At 37.9% G+C, this 21644-nt stretch carries 26 protein-coding genes and 1 pseudogene; 5 read left to right on the forward strand and 22 right to left on the reverse strand.

Annotated features, from left to right (window positions below):
* Positions 1-128: 128 nt before the first annotated feature.
* On the forward strand, positions 129-539 hold the full coding sequence (locus ACY3XC_RS11405) for a VWA-like domain-containing protein (RefSeq protein WP_464868644.1): 411 nt from the start codon (positions 129-131) through the stop codon (positions 537-539).
* Positions 540-708: 169 nt separating this feature from the next.
* On the opposite strand, the pseudogene ACY3XC_RS11410 reads toward ACY3XC_RS11405, so the two are convergent.
* The 14 genes and pseudogenes from ACY3XC_RS11410 to ACY3XC_RS11475 form a co-directional block, all read right to left on the reverse strand.
* Positions 709-990: pseudogene (locus ACY3XC_RS11410) on the reverse strand (gas vesicle protein); the annotation flags it as partial.
* A gap of 21 nt (positions 991-1011) precedes the next feature.
* Complete coding sequence (locus tag ACY3XC_RS11415) at positions 1012-1275, reverse strand: gas vesicle protein K (protein ID WP_179158591.1); 264 nt, start codon at positions 1273-1275, stop codon at positions 1012-1014.
* Complete coding sequence (locus ACY3XC_RS11420; protein ID WP_464868645.1) at positions 1256-1486, reverse strand: gas vesicle protein; 231 nt, start codon at positions 1484-1486, stop codon at positions 1256-1258. The genes ACY3XC_RS11415 and ACY3XC_RS11420 overlap by 20 nt, the downstream gene beginning before the upstream one ends.
* Before the next feature lie 2 nt (positions 1487-1488).
* Positions 1489-2307 (reverse strand): GvpL/GvpF family gas vesicle protein, encoded by an 819-nt coding sequence (locus ACY3XC_RS11425; protein WP_464868646.1) that lies wholly within the window; start codon positions 2305-2307, stop codon positions 1489-1491.
* A gap of 21 nt (positions 2308-2328) precedes the next feature.
* Positions 2329-2562 (reverse strand): gas vesicle protein GvpG, encoded by a 234-nt coding sequence (locus ACY3XC_RS11430; protein ID WP_464868647.1) that lies wholly within the window; start codon positions 2560-2562, stop codon positions 2329-2331.
* Positions 2559-3317, reverse strand: coding sequence for a GvpL/GvpF family gas vesicle protein (locus ACY3XC_RS11435; RefSeq protein ID WP_464868648.1), 759 nt, complete (start codon positions 3315-3317; stop codon positions 2559-2561). Before ACY3XC_RS11435 ends, ACY3XC_RS11430 begins: the two co-directional genes overlap by 4 nt.
* Positions 3314-4219 carry a gas vesicle protein GvpN gene (gvpN, locus tag ACY3XC_RS11440; protein ID WP_464868649.1) on the reverse strand — a complete coding sequence of 302 codons (906 nt, stop codon included), beginning with the start codon at positions 4217-4219 and terminating at the stop codon, positions 3314-3316. Before gvpN ends, ACY3XC_RS11435 begins: the two co-directional genes overlap by 4 nt.
* A gap of 87 nt (positions 4220-4306) precedes the next feature.
* Positions 4307-4540 (reverse strand): gas vesicle protein GvpJ, encoded by a 234-nt coding sequence (gvpJ, locus tag ACY3XC_RS11445; protein WP_464868650.1) that lies wholly within the window; start codon positions 4538-4540, stop codon positions 4307-4309.
* 250 nt (positions 4541-4790) lie between these two features.
* Positions 4791-5597, reverse strand: coding sequence for a hypothetical protein (locus ACY3XC_RS11450; RefSeq protein WP_464868651.1), 807 nt, complete (start codon positions 5595-5597; stop codon positions 4791-4793).
* 240 nt (positions 5598-5837) lie between these two features.
* Entirely contained in the window at positions 5838-7142 is a 1305-nt protein-coding gene (locus tag ACY3XC_RS11455; RefSeq protein ID WP_464868866.1) for a UDP-glucose dehydrogenase family protein, read from the reverse strand.
* A 1-nt stretch (position 7143) separates the two neighbouring features.
* A complete protein-coding gene (galU, locus tag ACY3XC_RS11460; RefSeq protein WP_179158599.1) occupies positions 7144-8052 on the reverse strand; it encodes a UTP--glucose-1-phosphate uridylyltransferase GalU in 909 nt (302 codons plus the stop codon).
* Positions 8053-8189: 137 nt separating this feature from the next.
* Complete coding sequence (locus tag ACY3XC_RS11465; protein ID WP_464868652.1) at positions 8190-8966, reverse strand: HipA family kinase; 777 nt, start codon at positions 8964-8966, stop codon at positions 8190-8192.
* The gene (locus tag ACY3XC_RS11470) at positions 8959-10056 is read right to left on the reverse strand and encodes a glycosyltransferase family 4 protein (RefSeq protein WP_464868653.1); all 1098 of its coding nucleotides are present in this window, start codon (positions 10054-10056) and stop codon (positions 8959-8961) included. The genes ACY3XC_RS11465 and ACY3XC_RS11470 overlap by 8 nt, the downstream gene beginning before the upstream one ends.
* A gap of 73 nt (positions 10057-10129) precedes the next feature.
* A complete protein-coding gene (locus ACY3XC_RS11475) occupies positions 10130-11212 on the reverse strand; it encodes a hypothetical protein (protein ID WP_464868654.1) in 1083 nt (360 codons plus the stop codon).
* Positions 11213-11650: 438 nt separating this feature from the next.
* Between ACY3XC_RS11475 and ACY3XC_RS11480 the strand changes: the two genes are divergently transcribed.
* Positions 11651-12919: an MFS transporter gene (locus tag ACY3XC_RS11480; protein WP_464868655.1), complete on the forward strand. Its 1269-nt coding sequence runs from the start codon at positions 11651-11653 to the stop codon at positions 12917-12919.
* 56 nt (positions 12920-12975) lie between these two features.
* Here the strand turns inward: ACY3XC_RS11480 and ACY3XC_RS11485 are convergent, their stop codons facing one another.
* Complete coding sequence (locus ACY3XC_RS11485; RefSeq protein ID WP_464868656.1) at positions 12976-14016, reverse strand: ATP-grasp domain-containing protein; 1041 nt, start codon at positions 14014-14016, stop codon at positions 12976-12978.
* 173 nt (positions 14017-14189) lie between these two features.
* Between ACY3XC_RS11485 and ACY3XC_RS11490 the strand changes: the two genes are divergently transcribed.
* Entirely contained in the window at positions 14190-14867 is a 678-nt protein-coding gene (locus ACY3XC_RS11490) for an SOS response-associated peptidase (RefSeq protein ID WP_179158605.1), read from the forward strand.
* A 42-nt stretch (positions 14868-14909) separates the two neighbouring features.
* Here ACY3XC_RS11490 and ACY3XC_RS11495 read toward each other — a convergent pair whose 3' ends face one another.
* From ACY3XC_RS11495 to ACY3XC_RS11520, 6 genes are all read right to left on the reverse strand, one after another.
* The gene (locus ACY3XC_RS11495) at positions 14910-15404 is read right to left on the reverse strand and encodes a flavodoxin domain-containing protein (RefSeq protein ID WP_464868657.1); all 495 of its coding nucleotides are present in this window, start codon (positions 15402-15404) and stop codon (positions 14910-14912) included.
* Positions 15405-15649: 245 nt separating this feature from the next.
* Positions 15650-16318, reverse strand: coding sequence for a YfjL-like protein (locus ACY3XC_RS11500; RefSeq protein ID WP_464868658.1), 669 nt, complete (start codon positions 16316-16318; stop codon positions 15650-15652).
* A 123-nt stretch (positions 16319-16441) separates the two neighbouring features.
* Positions 16442-16789 carry a metal-sensitive transcriptional regulator gene (locus ACY3XC_RS11505; protein ID WP_464868659.1) on the reverse strand — a complete coding sequence of 116 codons (348 nt, stop codon included), beginning with the start codon at positions 16787-16789 and terminating at the stop codon, positions 16442-16444.
* 121 nt (positions 16790-16910) lie between these two features.
* Positions 16911-18374 (reverse strand): alanine/glycine:cation symporter family protein, encoded by a 1464-nt coding sequence (locus ACY3XC_RS11510; protein WP_464868660.1) that lies wholly within the window; start codon positions 18372-18374, stop codon positions 16911-16913.
* A gap of 154 nt (positions 18375-18528) precedes the next feature.
* Entirely contained in the window at positions 18529-19266 is a 738-nt protein-coding gene (locus ACY3XC_RS11515) for a GTP pyrophosphokinase (protein WP_464868661.1), read from the reverse strand.
* 29 nt (positions 19267-19295) lie between these two features.
* Positions 19296-19955, reverse strand: coding sequence for a TetR/AcrR family transcriptional regulator (locus ACY3XC_RS11520; RefSeq protein ID WP_464868662.1), 660 nt, complete (start codon positions 19953-19955; stop codon positions 19296-19298).
* Positions 19956-20215: 260 nt separating this feature from the next.
* On the opposite strand from ACY3XC_RS11520, the gene ACY3XC_RS11525 reads away from it, so the two are divergent.
* Positions 20216-20377: a hypothetical protein gene (locus tag ACY3XC_RS11525; protein WP_165979054.1), complete on the forward strand. Its 162-nt coding sequence runs from the start codon at positions 20216-20218 to the stop codon at positions 20375-20377.
* A gap of 283 nt (positions 20378-20660) precedes the next feature.
* Entirely contained in the window at positions 20661-20837 is a 177-nt protein-coding gene (locus ACY3XC_RS11530) for a hypothetical protein (RefSeq protein WP_179158504.1), read from the forward strand.
* A 39-nt stretch (positions 20838-20876) separates the two neighbouring features.
* Here the strand turns inward: ACY3XC_RS11530 and ACY3XC_RS11535 are convergent, their stop codons facing one another.
* A complete protein-coding gene (locus tag ACY3XC_RS11535) occupies positions 20877-21614 on the reverse strand; it encodes a protein-glutamine gamma-glutamyltransferase (protein ID WP_464868663.1) in 738 nt (245 codons plus the stop codon).
* Positions 21615-21644: the final 30 nt, after the last annotated feature.

Below are 21644 nucleotides of genomic sequence, written 5' to 3' on the forward strand. Positions count from 1 at the left end.
TGAAAATCTACAACTATTTTCCGTTTAAATATCTTATACCTAAAACGAAATAATTTTAATCGAATTCATAGGTTCATTATGCGCATAATAATTTTTGTGACTACTGAAAGAGAGGGGAAAAACTAGGGATGAAATGGCACAAAAATTTACTAAAAATCATACAGGATCGTCAAGGTAAAAAACTTGCATTGATCGTCGATACCTCAACAAACGAAACGAAAATTGATCTTATCGCAAATATTGTAACTTTTTTCAAAGAACTAACTCCTGAAACCACACTCGTCCAAGCTGATTTTAAAATACGAACTACAGAGCCCATTACGGAAGGATCAGAAATAAAGTACTACACACACGGAAAAGCTTCCTATACCTTGGCACTGGAATGGGCAGAAGAGGAGAAAATCGAGACGGTTTTCTATATTACTGATTTAACCGGCTTTCTACCAGAAGACATGCAAGTTCCCTATGAAGTATATTGGCTGGTGCCGACCGAATTTGTTCCTAAAGCACCGTTTGGAAAGGTAATGAAAATCGTTTAGAAAAAAGCACATTAAAAAGAGGAGTAAACCTCCTCTTTAACAATTTCTTGAATTATGGTGAGCTCTCATCCAAATGAACGGGGGATGAATTCTGAAAAGATGATGACGAGCTTTCTTCATTCGGAATGGCAATAGATTGCTCCCTCTTTGGAAGTGGTAATGTATTTTTCTCGACCAGCTGTTCTAATCGATTAATTCTTTCGTGTAATTGAGCACGCTCCTTTTCCGCCATTATCCCTTTTGAAGAATAGTATGGATCCTTTTCCCACCAGTCCATTCCTATCTCTCTAGCCTTGTCTACCGATGCAACCAGCAGCCGAATTTTTATCGTTAATAAATCGACATCGGCTAAAGATATTTTAATATCACCAGCGATGACAACTCCTTTATCGAGAATTTTTTCAAGAACATCGAGTAAATTCGATGATTGCGGCGGGTGATGAATGGGCATATGATCCCTCCTAATCGATGATTAAAGCAGTTTTCCTAAAGGTCCCAATTCAATATTGAGATCCTCATTTTCTAACCCAAAAACCAGCTTTAATTCTTCCATTTTTTCTTCAAGCCTCATTAAGGTTAACCCTAATTCTTCAATTTGCTCATCTGTTAATGAATCACTTTCCACTCTTCGCATCGCCTGCCTCTCCATAAGCTGACGGAGAAGTTCAATAATCGTAAGAACTAATTTCGCTAACCCTTGCTCGACCTGATTAGAATCAAGTGGTAATCTCTCCATCACCTATTGCCTCCTCAACAATTTTTCGCTCGTATGATCCAAAGGCACTCTCAATCGACGAAATTAGCAGCTTAAGATCCACAACAATTAAATCGATATTGGCAACCGAAATTAATATCTCACCACTAACCACAACACCAGTATCAATGATTCCATCCAGGAGATCCAACAGCGTCATTTCTTTATTTTGAAAAAGATGAACCTGCTCCATCGTTAATTCTCCTTTGAAAAATGATAAGGCGGCCAGGGTCCGCTAACTTGAAAGGTGCAGCCTGCCTTAGCAAATTCTTGTTCTAGCTCATGAATTTTATATAGAAAATGTTCGGAATTCTTTTTATTAATAAGAAAATCACAGTTTACAATCATTTCATCCTTTCGTTCGGTTATTTCTCTTCCCCAGTTTTTCCGGAGCTTTGCCTCTTCGAAAAATGACGTTAACGTTTGTTCAATCTGGTGCCACCACTGGGATTGTTCTTTTTCTAGTTCATCTGTAATCAGCTGATTTAGCCTTTTCTTCATAATAAATTGCTTTCCCTTTGGCATAGTGGCGATATTTCCTTTTAACTCAAGTACCGTTTGATTATGATTTACCACATAGGAAAATGACTGCTCAGGGTTACAATATATTTTTAAGTTCCATTCTTGTTTTTCTTTCAATCGATTAAGCTTTTCGAGAATCACATCATATTGTTCATTAAGTAAACTTTTTAAATTTTCTTCTTTTTGAAAAATCGTACAAAATGACATTGGTAGGATGGTCAATTGGCTATGAATGGCTGATATACATCCATGATGATGAAATGCTTTCTCCTTTATCCACTCAGGGTTCTTTAATTGAAGGTCAATACGCTGCTGGGAAAAATTCAGGGGATTAACTGGGGTAATTACTGCACCAAGTTCTTTATAGGGAATGACTGAAGCTCTCTTTTGATCAATCCCGATAATGTATGGAACCTCTGTCTTTTGTAGTTCCTCCTTAAGGATGACACCATACAAATAGATAAAATTGGTTTCAACCGTTGTATCAGCCATAACTACCTCCTCCTTTAAAACTTAATACTCGTTCTTTTCACGTTCTTTGGCTATTCTGTATCTGTTAAGTAATTCCTGCTCTCGTTCCATATAGGCTTCTTCATCAATTTCTTTCATATCGTACATCATATGCAGTTCGATCAACTGTTGCTGTATATATGTGAGATCATACAGCTCTTGATCCACTTCTTCTTGAATTTTTTCACCTAGTTTAATGATCGAACGAATTGGCAGAGTAAATAATTTAAATATCATAATTTCCCTTCAATCCTTAAGCGGATATTCACAAAGTTGTAAGCAGGCCATGGTCCAGAATACTTAAACTCCGCTTTATCCTTCCATATTTCATAAAGATCATTTACCCTTTTATCAAAGGATTCTTCGTTTTTGGTATCAATTAGATAAGCTGCATTTAACAATGTTTTTCCTGGTATGGTTTTATTTTGCTTACCAGCTTCTGCTAGCTCTAATAAGGATTCAAAAATATCCGTTGCTGCTTTCTCCTCCAATTTGAGAATAAAATCTTGGGCTTGCTCACCTAGTTGGATCTGTTCATAAAATGAAGCAGGATCAGCGTGGTCTTTCTTCTTGGTTTTCCACTCATATAATATCGGGTTATTCCTCATCTCCTGCTCAAGCCATTCTTTCTTCGGAATGACTTTTAAGCCTACTTCCATTTTGTTTTCTAAATGCGAAAACAATTTTTCAAATTCCTCATTTAGATGTTCCATTATTAAGTGAACATCATTTTTGGAGTGAAATACATTTCCAAAACTGAATGGAATGACGCTATATTGTTTCATTACTTCAGTGATTGTTTGTTGATGGGCCATAAGGTTCTTACGAGTGGGTAAAACCTCTCCCAATACTTTGGATACCACCATTGCCACATTTTCGAAATGAATGGTATAAACACCGCTTATTCTATCATTTACATTAACGGTTCCAAATTTCTTAGGCGTTTTTTCTCGTATCGCACAAAAAATGTACACACCCTCTTGTGTACTCATTTTTTTTCTTCCCTTCTTAGAATTTCCTTTAGTATGAGTTCCTTAATTTTCACAGGTGGCTGTTTCGGAAGGATTTGAGTCATTGGTCTTATTAATACATCCATACAAAGTACCTGAAAGCGGATATCCTCAGCTATTATTTTAATGTTTGATTTTTTTGCAACAGCCGCAACCATTAGTGAGGCTCGTAAACTAGGACAAAATCCATTACCATACGACCTTAGGTTGGTAATCAGCCTAACTATTTCCTCTGCTTGATGCTGGTTTAGTCCTGTTTTTTGCTTTAGGATCTCTATCTCTGTTACCCTGTCGCATGAATCTAAATGTATGGTTATCAGTCGATCTAAAAGAGCGTCCTGAGTATGAAAGGTACCAGCATACTCATCTGGATTGCTTGTAAAAATAATTGAAAAGTCAGGATGACATTTTATAAATGTGTCTTTTCCATTGCCATATAAAGGCAGAACTTTTTCCTCTAGTAATGATAAAAATATATTATTCGTTTCAGGAAGGGAACGTGAAAACTCATCATAAATCACCACATTTCCATTTTTTACTGCATCAATAAGTTGACCTTGGACCCAAACAGGTTTAATTTCTTGCGCTTTCTTAAATACAGTGTGGATATAGTTATCAATTATCTCTTTCTTTCTTACGCCAGAATAATGGCCCAATAGATCTTTGTTGGATAATTCATGATGACCACGAATAATGGTCACCTTCTTCTTTAGTTGTTTCGCAATAAATAATGCTAAACTTGTTTTTCCAACACCCGTTGGTCCAACAAAATGGACAGGAAACCCAGCTTGCAAATAGTGAAGAGTTCTTGTAATGATGTCTTCAAAAAAAGGTGTAGTTACAAACTCACAGGTTCCATTTATTTTATCTAACGGATTCAACATTTTTCCTCCTTAGGATTGAAGTTTCGTTAAAAAAGGAGCCAAGGCACAGTCTAGCCTTGGCTCCTTCGATTCTAATTCAAAACACGACTACGACTCTTCTGCAAAATGATGATGTTCATGATCTTTAAGAAGACCAACCGCCTTTGCATATCTTAACCATGTATCTACACTGGCAATAACAATACGGGCATCAATTGTCAAAAGCTCAATTCCTACTAAAGAAACACGAGCCCACAAATCAATGACAACACCCTTATCTAAAATACGGTCAATTACCTCTGCTAAGCTTGAAGAGTCTACACTTTTTTGAATAGCAGCCATCTAATCCCCTCCTTCCATTAACTGCAGCTAAAGAGGGAGTGTTATAAATTATTCTTAATTTCTATTCCATGTGACACTCTCACATCTCTTTTACCATCAGCCACCCTCGTTATAAAAAACGATTACTATACTATATGAAAATCCATTTAATTTGAGTGGACAAGAGTTTTAATAATGACATCTTTTAAAATAAAAATGAGTCTTCAATTTATGTGAAGACTCATTTTTATTAAAGATTTTCTATTGTGATTTATCCATTTTTTACAATTTTGGATGGATTATTGACTTTATATAAGACAGGAGTATCGACGATAAACTCTTCTTCTACGTCTTTTCCTTTTGCCAATTTCTTCTTTGCTACTTTTCCGTCAAATTCAAGCATATCTCCTGGTGTCAATTCGAATTTTTTTAGTGTTTTACTGTGGCTGCACCAGGCGAGTCCAATTTCAATGGGTGGCTCTTGTATAACTTGGACATTTTCGAGAACGACGACTTCATCATTTTCTTCATTAAACGGGTTGTATGTAAGGGCAAACTGTTTGACACTCGCTTTGAAATGGACCTTATCTGCTGGCAGCTCAATTTTCGGTTCTTTTTCTTTTTTCGGTTTTGTTGCCTTTGGTTTTTTGGATTCAGCTTGTACTGCCGGTTTTGGTTCAGGTGCTTCTTCCTTAACCTGATTCTCCGTAACTAGTTCTGGTGTACTGAAATCCTTCTCCTCAACCTGCAGCATGCTCTCTCTGCCAAAACTGGATGACTGCATTTCCTTTAGGAAAGCAGGGTTTATGCAAGTTAAATTTCCATCCTGAAACTCAATCACAAGCGTGTTAAACTCCTCAGACTTCCCATACGTTTCATACCCTTTAATCGTAACAACACGTTGATAATTCCGTTCCTTAAACCAAAACTCCCGCTTCGCCTCCTTCGCAGACGAAAGCCCCCACTCCTTCAACTTTTCACGGTAATGCTCATCATCACGAAACCCCTCAAAATCCCCTTTAGGAGGAACATAACGAGTCAAACTACTCCGCTCCAACTGCTCATGCTCAATAACCATCTTTCCACTCCTTTCAATGCTTACACTTTCAAGGGTGAACACCTTTCAGGTTTCACCTCGGTGACAGGCACCATTCATGTACAAATGTCCGTCTCCAGTGGACACTCTGCTATTAACAAGTAAATTCATTATGTATTTTTAGTTGCAACCTTTTTTATTGTATCAAAGTTTGCTGCTATTGAAAAAAGTTTAGGCATGATTTTTGCAGTCAAATATCTTTGCAAGAATCATGCCTGGATATTATATAATGATTGGTGGTTTTCCTACTGGATAGTATTCTACTGAAATACATTTACGGATTTTCTCTTCCGAAAGACAGTTTCTGCCGTCGAAAATGATCGGTTCTTTCATATTCCATATCATTTCAGCTACATCTATACCTCTAACCTCGTTCCACTCGGTGACAATAAATACGGCGTTCGCTTCTGAAATGGCTTCATGAATGGAACCAGCATATTTAATGGTATCTCCGATAATTTTTCTCGCATTTTCAGTGGCAACGGGGTCGTACGCAACGACTTCTGCTCCTAATTTTGTTAATTCCACCGCAATCGGAATAGACGGTCCTTCTCTCATATCATCTGTTTCTGGTTTAAAGGCTAGACCTAGCATCGCAATTTTTTTGCCTTTTAATTCTCCAAATCGCTTTAATGCCTTTGTTACCAACAATTCTCGCTGATATTCATTAATGGCAATGGTCTCTTTTAATAACGGAAATTCAACGCCATTTAACCCAGCGGTATGCAGCAATGCTTTGACATCCTTTGGAAAACAGGAGCCTCCATAGCCGATCCCAGCGTTCAAGAACGCTTCACCTATCCTCTTATCCTTGCCCATTCCTCTAGCAACATCTTGTACATCTGCACCGACTGCTTCGCATAAATTGGCAATTTCATTAATATAACTAATCTTCGTTGCTAGGAAAGCATTCGAAGCATATTTTATCATTTCAGCACTTCTGGTACTTGTTAAAAGCATTGGCACATTTAATGGTCGATACATCTCTTGAATTTTCCCTGCAGCCTCTGCACTTTCCGAACCAATAATGATACGATCAGCTTTCATCGTATCCTGAATAGCAGAACCCTGGCGGAGAAATTCAGGATTCGACACCATTTTCACCTTAAAACCACACAGGTCTTCCATCATTTTTTTGACAAAATCAGTCGTTCCAACTGGCACCGTACTCTTAATAACAATGATGTTCTCAGGAGTTATATGGGAGGAAATATCTTTTGCAGCTTGTACAAGAAAGGAAAGGTCTGCTGCACCTTTATCACCTTGAGGCGTTCCAACCGCAACAACAATGGTTTCTGCGTCAGCTAACGCGTCATTAAGAGAGGTTGTAAAGTGTAATCTGCCTGCAACCATATTAGAAGTTAGTATTTCTTCAAGACCAGGTTCATAAATGGGGGAAATCCCTTTACGTAATTGATTAATCTTTTGTTCATTAATATCTATGCATGTGACATGGTGACCGATTTGTGATAAACAAACACCTGTTGACAGCCCTACATAGCCTGTACCTAAAACGGCAATCTTCATATCAATCATCAATCTCTTTCTTATTATTTTGACCGGTTTCATTCTCTGTTACTTCTTGCAAATAAGCTAATACAGATTCTCGGATATCCTCCCGGCTTAATGCGAAATCAATGGTGGCCTTAATAAAACCAAGTTTATCTCCGATATCATAGCGGCTCCCCTCAAAGTTATAAGCAAAGACTGCCTGGTGTTTATTCAGTTCATTGATGGCGTCAGTCAGCTGTAATTCATCCCCTCGACCCATTGGAATTCGCTCTAAGATTTCAAATATCTTTGGACTTAATACATAGCGTCCCATAATCGCAAATCTCGAAGGAGCCTCTTCAATGCTGGGTTTCTCAATAAGAGAGTCAATATGAAATAAATCCGATTCAATCATCGTCCCCTTTGGCTTAATAATTCCGTATTTGCTGACATCTTCTTCTGATACCGTTTGAACGGCAACAACCGAACTATTATAATATTCGAAAACATCGATGACCTGCTTTAGACAGGGAATTTCCGACATAACGATATCATCACCAAGTAAAACCGCAAATGGTTCGTCGCCAATAACGCTTTTCGCACAAAGAATAGCATGTCCAAGCCCTTTTGGTTCTTTCTGGCGGACATAAACGATATTTACTAAGTTTGATATTTTTTGAACTTCCGCTAACATATCAAGTTTGTTCTTTCTAAAAAGTGTGTCTTCGAGTTCATACGATTTATCGAAATGATCCTCAATAGATCTTTTACCTCTGCCGATGATGATGATAATTTCTTCAATCCCAGAAGCGACAGCTTCTTCCACAATATATTGAATGGTTGGCTTATCAACTATCGGCAGCATTTCTTTTGGCTGTGCTTTCGTGGCTGGCAAAAATCGAGTTCCGAGGCCAGCTGCTGGAATAATGGCCTTACGGATTTTCATATGTTGCCTCCTTTCATTTTCTTCTTAATCCTTTATATGCAGATGGACAACCTCCGGTCACGTCAGGAACCTAGTAAAATCGTTTTAAAAGACCTTTTCTAAAAAATAAAACTCCCTTTACAAAATAGCCAAGGGAATCATTTATTTTGTTCATGTATTGGCCGATAAACTCTTTTTATAAACCTTTCCATCAGTTTTTTTAGTATTCTTTTACGACGTGTGTGCAGTGTACTAACAATCGCTTTTCTTTCTTCACTCGTAACCTGCCAATCTTCTGGAATAATTGCTACAATTTCTTCTATTAAATGAATGGGCAGCGTTTGAATGATTTCTAGCTGCTCGTTAAACTCCTCCTCATTCTCGATAAAACATGCCATTAATTGATGAGTTGCACTTTTTAAAATCGTAATCGGCAGTGATTCGATATCTTGCAGTGTCCAGTCATAGGAAGCGAACACTTCAGCATGATCGATAATCCACAAGCGATAGGAATTCGGGGTGTCATCGCATAGAATGATATTTTTCCTAGTTCGATCACGATTGCACAACCAGTAATCAAATAAAATAACACCTGCTAGGTTTTCTTTGTTTGAAATAGCAGGAACATTGGTCACTTGATGTCCATCATAACAGTCTGGTACGTAAAGACTAGCAAATTGAAACTGTGTTTGAGTCATTTGAGAAAGTTCAGAGTATTGTGAGGAAAACTCCTGGGGGATTTCTACTAATTGTGCAAAAGGGATGGGGAGACCAAGGTACCGTGCTAGGCAATAGGCGACCCATTCATTTGCCAACGTTTTTTCAAATCCAGGCTGGAAATACTTCACAACATAGTCTCGTCCATCATTAAATGTTATCAAGTGAGCATTTGACTTTCCTTCTAGTGTTTTCTTGTAGGCGACTGGTTTAATCATTCCCGGCCCTCCCCCCTCCTATTTTTTTCAATAAATCAACATATTGTTCTGCCACAACCTCTATCGCGAACTTTTCATGGACGCGCGCAATCGCAGCCTTTGACATTTGTTGATGGAGGCTTGGGTTATCCAAAATACCCGAAAGTTGATTGACAGCATCCTCTACATTTTGACCACGAAATAACATACCATGTTCACCGTGGATAACCAATTCTGTAACCGGCGCCATTTTTGAAGAAACTACTGGCACACCACAAACCATCGATTCAATAAAGGTATTTCCAAAGGATTCGGTCTTAGTAGTTGCCAGCGTACACCCGCCTGATTGGCGAATTTTCGCATATACCTGCGGCATTTGCTGATAGGGTATCACTGGAAACCATTTAACAATATCCGTGAGGTTTTCCTCCTCCCATTTGGCTCTAAATTCCTCCCGCTGCACACTTTGTGCACCGCCAATCACCCAAAATTCAACATCATCACGCTGACCTTTTATTAGCTTCGCCACTTCTATTAACATTTGCCAGTTTTTACGTTTATCCAATCTGCCAATCCAGCCAATAATTTTTTTACCGTTTGGAAGGACCGGTTGACTGTCATAATTTATCTCTTCGTCATTCAAAGCTCGGTAATATGACGTATCGATGCCATTATAAATCACATGTATCGGAATCTCATCTGTTAGAATGGATACCAATCGTTTTTGATACTGTGAAGGTACAATAATGGCTTTGGGATTTATCCCTCTGAATGATTTTAAATGAGGCTTAAGCTTAATCAGTTCTGGTGTGCGTGCCTCTACCAGTACTGGACCTTGATAGTTTGCTTTCTTAAGCCACTTAAAAGCAGCACCCGTGTCAACAACAATAATGGCGTCATAATGATTGTCTTTAATAATCTTGATAATCTCCTGTTCATCCTTTGTCAAATAAACGGGAGCGACATCTTCCATAATGTGAAGCCCTCCATGATCGGTAGTGTATAAAAACTCTGTATCAATTCCATGTTTCTTAAAATAAATCGAGCGATTGCGCCAGCCGGCATTCACCCCGCCAACTGTCAGCAGACGCCAGATTACTAATACTTTCATAATGGTTTCTCCTCGTTTTCATTAGGCTCCTCCCCACCCCTGTTAGGTCACTAGGTTAAACCCTTAATGTCGTTTAACGACGTTTTTTATCCTTGCCTTTGTTCTTGCCTCGCTTATCGTCACGGCGGTTGCGATCATCGTATCTATCTCCCGAGTAGTATTTCCCTTTACCACCCTTAGCGCCTTTGCTGCGACGCCCTCTATCGCCCTCGAAGCTTTTCCATCTTCTGGCGTCACGATCCCCTTTGGAGTTTCTATCTCCTTCGAAACGTCTTTCACCCTTGTAACCTCTATCACCTTCTGGATACCTTGACTCAAAACTTTGTTCGAATTTGTCCCAATATTCATCGATTTTTTCCATTACTTTTTCTGGATCTGCCCCACGTGCCAGCATCGTTTTGATCCATTCTTCCTTGAAAACCTTATGAACGAGACCCTGGAGGAGCACCACATAGTTTTTCTCATCCGCTGTTGTCAATAAACTATTACTCAGATTTTTGACTTTATTCTTATCGGGTTTCTGCGGGAGAAGTAACGCCGTAATTTCCCTTGAGATTTCCTCCATTCGGATGTAATGGAGCCACTCTGCATATAATTCCGGTGCCATTTCTTGTACATGTGTCATAAAGATTGCTTTGTTTTCTTCCCCTAAGGATGTCAATAATTTACGTGGGTATGGATAGACCCTATCACGCCAAATGGTTCTCGCTACGTCGATTACCTTTAGACTGCCATCAGACTGTAGGTAAATTTGACGCTTATGGTGGTCAATTCTCTCATATCCAATTTCTTTAAATGTAATTAGCATTTCAATTAATTTTGCTGAAAGTGCCTCTGTTAATGGCTGGGATTGTAAATACTCGCGTAAATCAACACCCCGGATAATTTCCATCACAATATAGAGAGGACCTTTCCCATAGAGCTTAGGAAATAGAGAAGTCTGCTGTCCAAGGGATAGAGCATAATATTCGCGATCGCAATCCTCGGTATTCCCGAACACCTTTACACAGATGTCATCCGATATTTGAAATACTGCACCTTGGCGTCCTTTTCCCATCATCACTAACGGTGTGTTATTAACCACTTCCACATCGGCATTAACAAGGTTTGTTACTTTAATGTTTTGCATCCATTGTTCTAAATTCTCAATATACATATATATTCACTCCTTTCTTTCCAAGTTGGCAGCTTGATTTCATATTTTGGCAGTATTCATTTGGATAACCAGCTTGTCTAAGCCTAGACCCTAGAAATTTACTGCCTATTATATTAAATTCAATTGATGTATAAAGTGTTAAGGCAATTGACTATAAAAAGAAAAATGTATAGTTAATTCTACCTTTCCAAAAACGAAGAAAGCCGGATACTCAAAAGGAACTGGCTTTTTTCAATAGCATTATTACCATAAGTGTTAAAATTATTGAAAAATTAACAATTAAACCCTCTAGTTATTGTACAATTGTTATAGAAGCTACACTCTTTAAAAGGTGTTATAAATAAATGGATGGACTATTGTTAAAGTTGTGATAGCTCCGCATATATTTATGTAAAAGAGGTGTACATTTAGTTGACAATTAAATAGGAGGTACTCACTATGAGTCGATTGACGAAGCAAGAAAAGAGCTGGGTTTTTTATGATTGGGCCAATTCTGCATACTCCATATTAATTACAACAGCCATCTTCCCTTTATATTTTAAAGCAGCAGCAGATGGTGCAGGTCTTGCGGGTTCTACCTCTACGGCGTATTTGGGATATGCAAATTCCTTTGGGACTCTCCTCGTTTCCATTTGTGCACCGATTTTAGGAACGATTGGAGATTTTAGGGGCTTAAAAAAGCGATTATTTACCTTTTTTGTTATTCTAGGGATTGCCTTTACGGCTCTATTGGCAGTTGTTCCCAGTAACCAGTGGCTCATCCTCTTAATCTGTTACATTGTTACCGTCATTGGTTTTGGAGGAGCCAATATCTTTTATGATGCCTTCCTTGTCGACGTAACAAGTGAAGAACGGATGAATAAGATTTCCGCCCGCGGGTTTGCGATGGGATATATCGGAAGTACCATTCCTTTCATCATCGGCATTGCTCTTATTCTATTATCACAACAAGGGATTCTGCCCTTATCTGTAACTGTCTCCACGCAAATAGCCTTTGCAATCACAGCGATTTGGTGGGGAACCTTTACGATTCCAATGTTAAAAAATGTGGAACAGGTCTATTACGTCGAGCGGGTTGCAAAACCGATTTCTACCAGCTTTAAAAAAGTATTTCAAACTCTTAAAAGGATAAAAGCTTACCGTCCATTATTTCTATTCCTTATTGCATATTTCTTTTATATCGATGGCGTTCACACGATTATAACTATGTCTACTGCCTATGGAACCGATCTTGGTATATCATCTACAAATCTATTAATCATTCTATTTGCCACACAAGTAATTGCAGCTCCATTCGCGCTTGTTTATGGAAGACTGGCAGATAAATTCACAGGAAAAAGAATGTTATTAGTTGGCATTTTTATTTATATTATTATTTGTATCTATGCTTATTTCATGAAAACAACCTTAGATTTCTGGATTTTGGCGATGCTTGTAGGGTCCTCCCAAGGTGGAATCCAAGCACTTAGCCGCTCCTACTTTGCGAAGTTGGTTCCAAAGGAAAATGCAAACGAGTTCTTCGGATTCTATAATATTTTTTATAAATTTGCTTCCATCCTAGGACCAGCTTTGGTCGGTGTAACTGCCCAAATAACAGGTAATACAAACGCAGGAGTATTTAGCTTAGTTATTTTATTTATCCTTGGCGGCGCCGTTTTACTGCGCGTCCCAGAAACCACTGAAAAAATCCAGGTTATTAATAAATAATGACATAAACAAACAACGCCTTGGGAAATCACCCAAGGCGTTGTTGAAGTTAGATGTTACGCAAAAAGATCTTTTTCAAGTATCATTTCTTTCTCAAGATGACTAGCCCTAATTCCAAATTTAGGCTTCAATTGTCCGATTTCTTCACCTAGCAAGAGTTTTATCGCTAGGTACGGAAGGTTAAGGCCAGTTAAGCAGCTAAAATGCATGCCCCCGCTCATTCGAGGATTGATTTCGAGCAGCTTAGGGACACCCTGATTATATTTAACCTGAATATTAAAAATGTACGGTATATGGTAGTGTTGATGAAACCGCTGGGCTAGTTGAATTAGCTCATGATGATCTAAGATTTCTCTTATCCTTCCTTCCCCTTTCATCCTTGGTATCGCAGCGTACAGCTGTTCATTGGATGCAACACAATCTATGCTGAATTCCGGACCTTCTAAATACTCCAGCACCATTAAGTCTGGGAAAACCTCTTGCTGGCTTAGAATTTCACAAGCGTATTGATATGGAAGACGGCGGCTGCTTGCCCTTCTAAACAGCTGATCAATACTTTCAATTTTATCCTCAATAACGCGAAAACCTGTGGCGCCTTCACCCACAACAGGTTTAAAACACACTGTATGTCCTTTATCCTTCAAACATTGATAGGCAGATTTGAAATCATTTATATTATTAACCACATAAAAATCTGGTATCGAAACAAGTTTTGCCCCAGCCTCTTCCTTTTGCAGGATGGAATGGTAGGCAGCAGCTTTATTATCCAATGTCTCCATCAATTCCGAATCTGGACATACCAGTACCTTTACACCCATCGCCTCAAAATCAGCAACCCTTTTTGAGATTGTGACATTTTCTTTTCTTGGGATGAAAATATCAATCTGATGCTTCCGGCAAAACTCTAGACAAAACTCAATATATTCCTCACCTGAAACGGTGGGTTCTGTAAAGGCATAATCACAATACTGCAAATAGAGAGCGTCCTTATTTGAATGAGTGCCAAAAATCTCAAACCGCCGCCCCTCCTCATTTCCACGAATCAACTCCATAAAATGCGTAACCGTCGTAAACCACCTATTAAACCAAATTCTCATACGGAACCTCTTTCTCGTTGAATTCTTCAAACTAAAAACCTTAAACATTATTCGCCTATAATTTCCATTTTATACATTTTACTATATAATTCGATGAATAAATGGTGATACAATGTATAAATGGTGACAGGCACCGGACAACCGGCACCGGACAACCAGAGGGGGTATTGTACATGTGTGGACGGTTTACGTTGACGGCTACGGTTGATCAGTTGATTGATCGGTTTGATGTGGAGTTTTTTCTTCAGGAGGAGGAGTATTTGCCTAGTTATAATGTGGCTCCTTCGCAATCGGTGTTAGCGGTGATTAATAATGGAACTCATAATAAGATGGGGTTTTTGCGTTGGGGATTAATTCCGCCATGGGCAAAGGATATGTCTATTGGATATAAAATGATTAATGCGCGTGCCGAAACTTTATCTGAAAAGCCAAGCTTTCGGAATGCCTATCAGAAAAAACGCTGTTTGATTGTGGCCGATAGTTTTTATGAATGGAAAAGAATTGATAATAAGACTAAAATTCCGATGAGAATTAAGCTCAAATCAGATGAATTATTTGCTATGGCTGGTCTCTGGGAGAATTGGAAGTCCCCCGAAGGAAAATCAATTTATTCCTGTTCCGTGATCACCACAAGCCCGAACGAGCTGGTTCAAGACATCCATGACCGGATGCCTGTAATCTTAAAACCTGAAGATGAAAAATATTGGCTTGACCCTTCCATAACAGAGACTAATAAGCTTCATCACTTGCTTAAACCCCTTGAGCATAATTTAATGGAAGCCTATGAAGTGAGTCCTCTTGTTAATTCACCCAAAAATAATTCAATTCAACTGATTCAAAAAATTTGTTAAGCCCCAAAAAAATACCTGACCCAACGGAGGGTCAGGTATTTTTTAAACATGAGCAAAGGTTGCATTAATTTTCATTACAAAGGTCATGATTGCCGTTGTATCTAAATTCGAAGTATCCTCAGTAACACCACTCACTTTTTTAACAATCTGCCTTTCAATAAAATTCATTTTACTTACGAGGAATTCTCCCCCAAAAATACCGTTTGCGATTGAAACTTTCCTTAATTCCTCTGGAAAGGCGAGATCAAATTGCTCAATAGCTGTTTCGCCATCATGCCAGCAGCAAAGAAACAAGCCCAGTTTTTTGGTTAACAGCTCATCATGATGCTTGCCGATAAAATGCTTTATTTTCCCTTGAATACTGCCGGCATGGATAGAGCCGCCGATGATTACGAAGTCATAATCGCTTACTTCAAATGCAATTCTATCCCTTTTTAAATCGACAGCTAAGACTTCTCCTTCCATCCACTCACTCAGTAATTGGACAGCTTTTTCTGTAGTGCCATGAGATGAGCAATAAACAATCAATGTCTTCATAAATCATCCTACCCTCCATGGAAAAATTTTCACCTTCAAATCACCCAAATCTGTCTGACCTTTTGATGTTACCTTAATTATAATGCAGCAATAATAAATATCCGGGATAAATATTGGCAATATTTCTACAATTCAACCCCCAAACAACTCAGTCCTAATGTGATGCGTATCATGAGGAATAAAAAAACTCTATCAAATTATTACAATAGAAACCTTGAAAAATAGTGCCACCCTTTATAGGAGCACTATTTTTCGATGATATTCCCTTCTTCTGTAATAAAAACGACCTTAGCCTGTTCATTCAGTTCATTTTCATAATATCTTACCTCGATTAATACAGGGAAACGAGCCTCTTTTAAAAATTGACTAAGTTTCTTCATTTTCTTTAATTCGTTATTTTGGTTTATATTTGACCAATTTGTTTTTAAATCTATAGGAATAGAGGTAGAGAGGATCGATACATTTATTTCTTCATAGGTAGGAATATTCGAACCAAAGATTTCTCCTTTGTCTTTGATTTGCAGTGCTTTAAACATTCCTTCGTCCAAATCCGGAAAAAGTTCTTTAATTTGAGCTTTAAGGTCCGTTGCTAACTCACTATCCCACATAACTTTCGGATAATTATCGGAGTAACCACGCGGAGAATCCGCATCCTGCTCAATGATAAATAAAAGGTTTGAATGATTCTTAGGATGGGCATATCCTTGGTAGGTTTCGCTTAAAAAATTGTAATTAATTTTCGTAAGTACAAATTCAGCTTGATATTTTTCCGTTATATAGTTCTGCATATTTCCTTCATGATTCTCTTTTCCCCAGGGTGTCCCGTAAAATACTGTATAAGCATAAAAACTAAAAGTCAGAATGAGTCCCGTAAATACCATTAGGATAATCTTAGTTGCCTTTATATTCCTCACCCCTTTGAATTATCAGAATATTATAACTATATTATTCTTCACCGGTTTTTCTTATTCCTTCTAACAACTACAATAAAATGGAAAAAAAAAGACGTACAAAAAGTACGACCTGGAGGAGGAGCATTATTTCTTCATTAATTTGTGAATCGTAACCAGGACCTCATCTAAAACCTCATTGTCCCCTTCTTGAATTCTTTCAAGCACACACGATTTAAGATGGCCTTCTAACAGTATTTTTGCAACGCTATTAAGTGCGGATTGCGTGGCTGAAATTTGCGTAATCACATCATCACAATATGTATCCTTTTCAATTAATCCTTTAATTCCACGAATTTGTCCTTCAATTCGATTAAGTCTCGTAACAAGATTACTCTTCACCTTATCGGAATGATGGCTTTTTCGGTGGCTGCCTTCAATACTGCAGCAGGAATCATTATTCATTTCTTCATCATTTTCATGTTCAATAGACATTCCATCACCTCATTTTCAATTATTATATCATACCCCCCTATCGTAAAGCGATGCACAACATTCCTCCTAAATAAGAAAAAAACTGACACGTGAATGTCAGTTTTCTTTTTGACCAAAAGCATCAGCCTGTTTTTTCAACTGTCTCTTTTTCAGGATACTTATACTCATGTTCCCAGAAATCAGCATCATTGATACCCAATTTAACAGGATCAAACACAGGATCTTTTCCATCCTTCAACTGTGCTTCATAGTCTTTAAGAACTTTTAGGGCAGGTTTGGTTAATAAGAGAATAGCGATAAGGTTTAACCAGGCCATTGCCCCAACCCCAACATCCCCTAGTGCCCAGGCAAGACCTGCTTCTTTAACGCAGCCATAGTAGGTCATTCCTAAGATAACGAATTTCAGAACATATTCCGTCCAACGATTCTTATTTTTAAAAATATAAGCAAGATTTGTTTCCGCCATATAATAGTAAGCCATGATGGTTGTAAATGCGAAGAATAATAATGCAATTGCTACAAACGGCGCACCAAATCCTGGTAAAACGGATTCAACTGCTGCTTGTGTGTAGCCAGGACCGGCCTCAACTTCGGTAAGGTTTGTAACAATTGGTTCTTTTCCTTCTGGTGTGACATTGTACATTCCAGTCATCAGGATCATAAAGGCAGTTGCCGTACAAACAAACCAAGTATCAATATATACAGAGAATGCTTGCACAATTCCTTGCTTAGCAGGATGCGATACTTCCGCAGCAGCAGCTGCATGCGGCCCTGTACCCTGACCTGCTTCATTTGAATAAATGCCTCGCTTCACTCCCCAAGAAATAGCAGCACCTAAAATTCCCCCATAAGCCGCATTGCCGCCAAATGCACTAGAAAATATTAAAGACAGGACTTCTGGTATTTGAGAAAAATTTGCAAAAGTAATGATAAAAGACACGAGAATATAACCAACAGCCATAAATGGTACAATAAGTTCGGCTGTACGTGCGATCCGTTTTATACCGCCAAAAATAATGATGGCTAACACTAAAATTAATACAATACCTGTAATACTCGTATTTATCCCAAAGGCATTATCTATACTGACGGCAATACTATTTGCCTGTACCCCTGGTAAAAGGGCACCAGTAGCAATAACTGTTACGATAGCAAATAATACAGCGTACCATTTTATCTTTAAACCTTTTTCTATGTAATAGGCCGGACCCCCGCGGAATTGGCCGCCTTGTTTGGTCTTATACACCTGTCCAAGAGTAGATTCAATGAAGGCCGAACCTGCTCCTAAAAAAGCGATTAGCCACATCCAGAAAACAGCACCTGGACCACCAAAAGCTATTGCAGTCGCAACCCCAGCAATATTCCCTGTTCCAACCCTGCCGGACAATGCTAGATTAAGTGCCTGAAAGGACGAAATTCCAGCTTCTGATTTTTGACCTTTAAACATTAACCTAAAAATATCCTTCATATGCCTAATTTGAAGAAACCTAGTTGATAACGTATAAAACAATCCTACCGCTAAACATAAAAAAATAAGTGCCTGACTCCAAATAATTCCATTTAACCAATTCACAATTTGTTCCAAGTAAATCCCCCTTTTCTCTTTGATGTTTTCTATTATATAACAGCTTATCTACAAAATAAAAGAATTTTTTGTCTTTTAAAAATATTTAGATTAATTTGTTTTTTAAACATACAAAAAGCCTATTTCATTAAAAATGTAATAGGCTTTCTCATTATTATTTAATTCCGAGTTTTTCTTCCATAAATGACTCTAATAATTTTAATTTGTTGTTTCCGATCCCCATAGACTGAAGCATTTCCTCAGCCTCATCAGCTTGTTTCATTTTCTTCATTTCCTTATGAAGATTTTCCATTTTATTGTCTAACATTACAGTCATTTCGGCAGTTGTTTTTAATTCATCAAGCATTTTTTGAGGAACTGCTTTGTTATATTTATAATAAATTTTATGTTCTAGGCTTGCCCAAAAATCCATGGCAATGGTCCGAATTTGAATCTCAACACAGGTTAATTCCTCACGATCGGACATGAAAATCGGTATTTCCAGAATCATATGCAAGCTTTGATAACCATTGGGCTTTGGATTTTTAATATAATCCTTATATTCTAATATTCGAATGTCTTTCTGATTCGCAATCATCCTGCTAATTTCATAAATATCGGAAATAAAGGAACAGGTTATTCTCATACCTGCTATATCTTTTATATTGTCCTTTATGCTGTGTAGGTTGAATTCCAACCTTTTTCGCTGAACTTTTCTAAAGATGCTCTCAGGCGATTTTAATCGTGTTTTAACATGTTCTATTGGATTATAGTCATGAATATAATTAAATTCATCTTTAAGTATATTAATTTTTGTGGACATTTCATCTAAAGCAAATTTATAAGCCATCATAAAACGAGTCAATTCTATTTTGATTGCTTTTAAATCCTTCAAATCTAGGGTCTTTTCCATTGCTATCGCTTACATCCTTTCGAAAATCGTTACTCTTCTTTTGTTACAGTTCCATTTGTGCGTAATTGTTTCATGACTTCTGGTGGAAAAATTATACGGCACATCACCTTAGCTACTTCACGATAATCTGTCTGATTCCCACATTGTTTCATTTTCTCATGGGCATGCTCGGCCAAAATCATCACCGACCACGTAACGGTATTTAAATCTAAATCGTTCCAAGTTAAATCATTATCGTTAGCCCTTTTTAATCCGGAAAGAATCCTAGTAAAAATCTTCCGTTTTCCGGCTGCTAATACCTCTGCAAACTCTGTATCCTTAGCCAATAACTCAGGAAGTAATCGCTGCAAGCCCATTTCCTTCAGACGTTCATCATGTGATTCTAATAGGGAAGCTAACGTACTTTCTGGATCTGAAACACCCCATTTTGGTTCAGGCGGCATTAACATCTCAATTTGATCCTCTAACAGAGACATTAACAGCTGTCGTTTATCCGAAAAGTACCGATAAAAAGTCCCGGTTGCCACCCCTGCATGTGCGGCGATTTCCTTTGCCGTTGTATGCTCAAACCCTTTTGAAACAAATAATTCATGACCACTTTTTAATAATAAATCTCTTTTTATTTGCGCTCGTTCCTGCTTAGGAATTAGGGGAAACTCACCAACCAGCTGGTCTTCTCGGTCTGACATTTTTCTCACCTCATACCTAGTATACCACAAAAATTTAATATTGAACCACAGTTCATGTTTCCATTGACAGACTCACTTTAACATGTAATACTTGAACTATAGTTCATGTTATTCCAATCTATGTTCACACCCCTTGGCAGTCGATTGAAATAACATGAACAAATTATTTATTTTTTGATTTTCTGAGTCTTTTTACTCGCTTTTTTTGGTTTTATTCATATATAATATTCTATAATTAACTTTGGAAGGTGTTGATTAATATGGCAAACCAATCTGATAAAAAAGATATCTCAATCAACTCAAGTGTTTCACTAAAGGGAATTGTAAAAGCCATTTTCAACGATACCGTACACGTGCAAATTGGCGGCAAGATTATTACACTGCCAAAAGCTGATTTCATGTTAGATAAATCTATGAATTAAAAAGATTTTAATTTGCAACCCATAACAAGAAAGCCCATTGCTGCACATGCAATGGGCTTTCTTTTGTTTCGATAAAAACATTACAAGCTCTTATTGGAAGGATATGGCTTCTATTTTAAGAACGTAAGAGTTATATTCACGAGCATCCACCTCACGAAAGCTGACCGCCAGATATGCTGTTTTTTCGACTTTGTATGGAAATAATTGCAGTGCTATCATTGTAATTGTGTTACCCATAAAGCCGTTAAAACGGTAAAAACCGGAGGGATTCATTATCCATTATTTGAAACTAAAGTATACAAATGAAATGGAAAAAGCGATGTTGAGTGCACACGGAGTATGTTATGAAGACTATAAACGAAAATTAAATGTGAGAATGGAAGTTGAAAAGCGGCGTGAGCTGGATTATTTAATCAGCAAACGGCTTAGCGCTGATTTTGACGGAAGAATACACGGTTGATATATAAGAGGAGCTTCCATTTCGGAAGCTCCTTATTCTTTAACGCAATAGGTTAATCGTTCTATAATTTGGCCTTGTGATCATACGCATAAGATAAGCAGATTCCGTATGATTCTCTTTTCTCTTTCCATTTAAGAAGTTAATAATGGTCTTAGAATCTCTTATTCCAATTCCATGTCCAAAGAATTTATCATTACCAAAAAAAATTACATTTTCAGCCCTCCACCACGGCTGTTTTGGGTCAAAATCTGGATTTTTAAAATGTAAGACATCACCAATGAGAAAATCCTCACCATCCTTTTGATAAACAGGAAGATCCTCGTCGAATTGCCAATCCATTAAATAAAGACGCCTGAAGTACGTATTAAATGCCCTCGGTCCAATGGTATAGAGTGCAGCAATGTATAGGACGATTGCAATAGCTGTAGCGCATTCGAAAGCATATAACTTCCCATTTTTCACGATATCCTCAATTCCTTCAGAGGGATTGAACCCCTCACGCAAGAGAAAGCCTCCATTCGGCAATCGATACCAGTACTTCCTGTTGGGAAAGGAATATGTGAAAGTGGTAAACTTTGCACCGCCTTTATCTAATGCCGTTGCAGCCTTAATTGTATTTACTCGAAATAATAATTCAAATTTCAATTGTTGAAGAGAAGAGTAATAATAAACCACAGGGTAACTCACCATTTGCTTCAAAATTGCCCTTTGATCATTATTCGTAATTTCTTTTTGGAGATCTTCTGCCTTGACGATCACACCATTGATACTAATCATTGGATACCTCCTTTCTAAACCATATGAACC

The organism is Bacillus sp. CZDM1 (genome assembly GCF_055502545.1).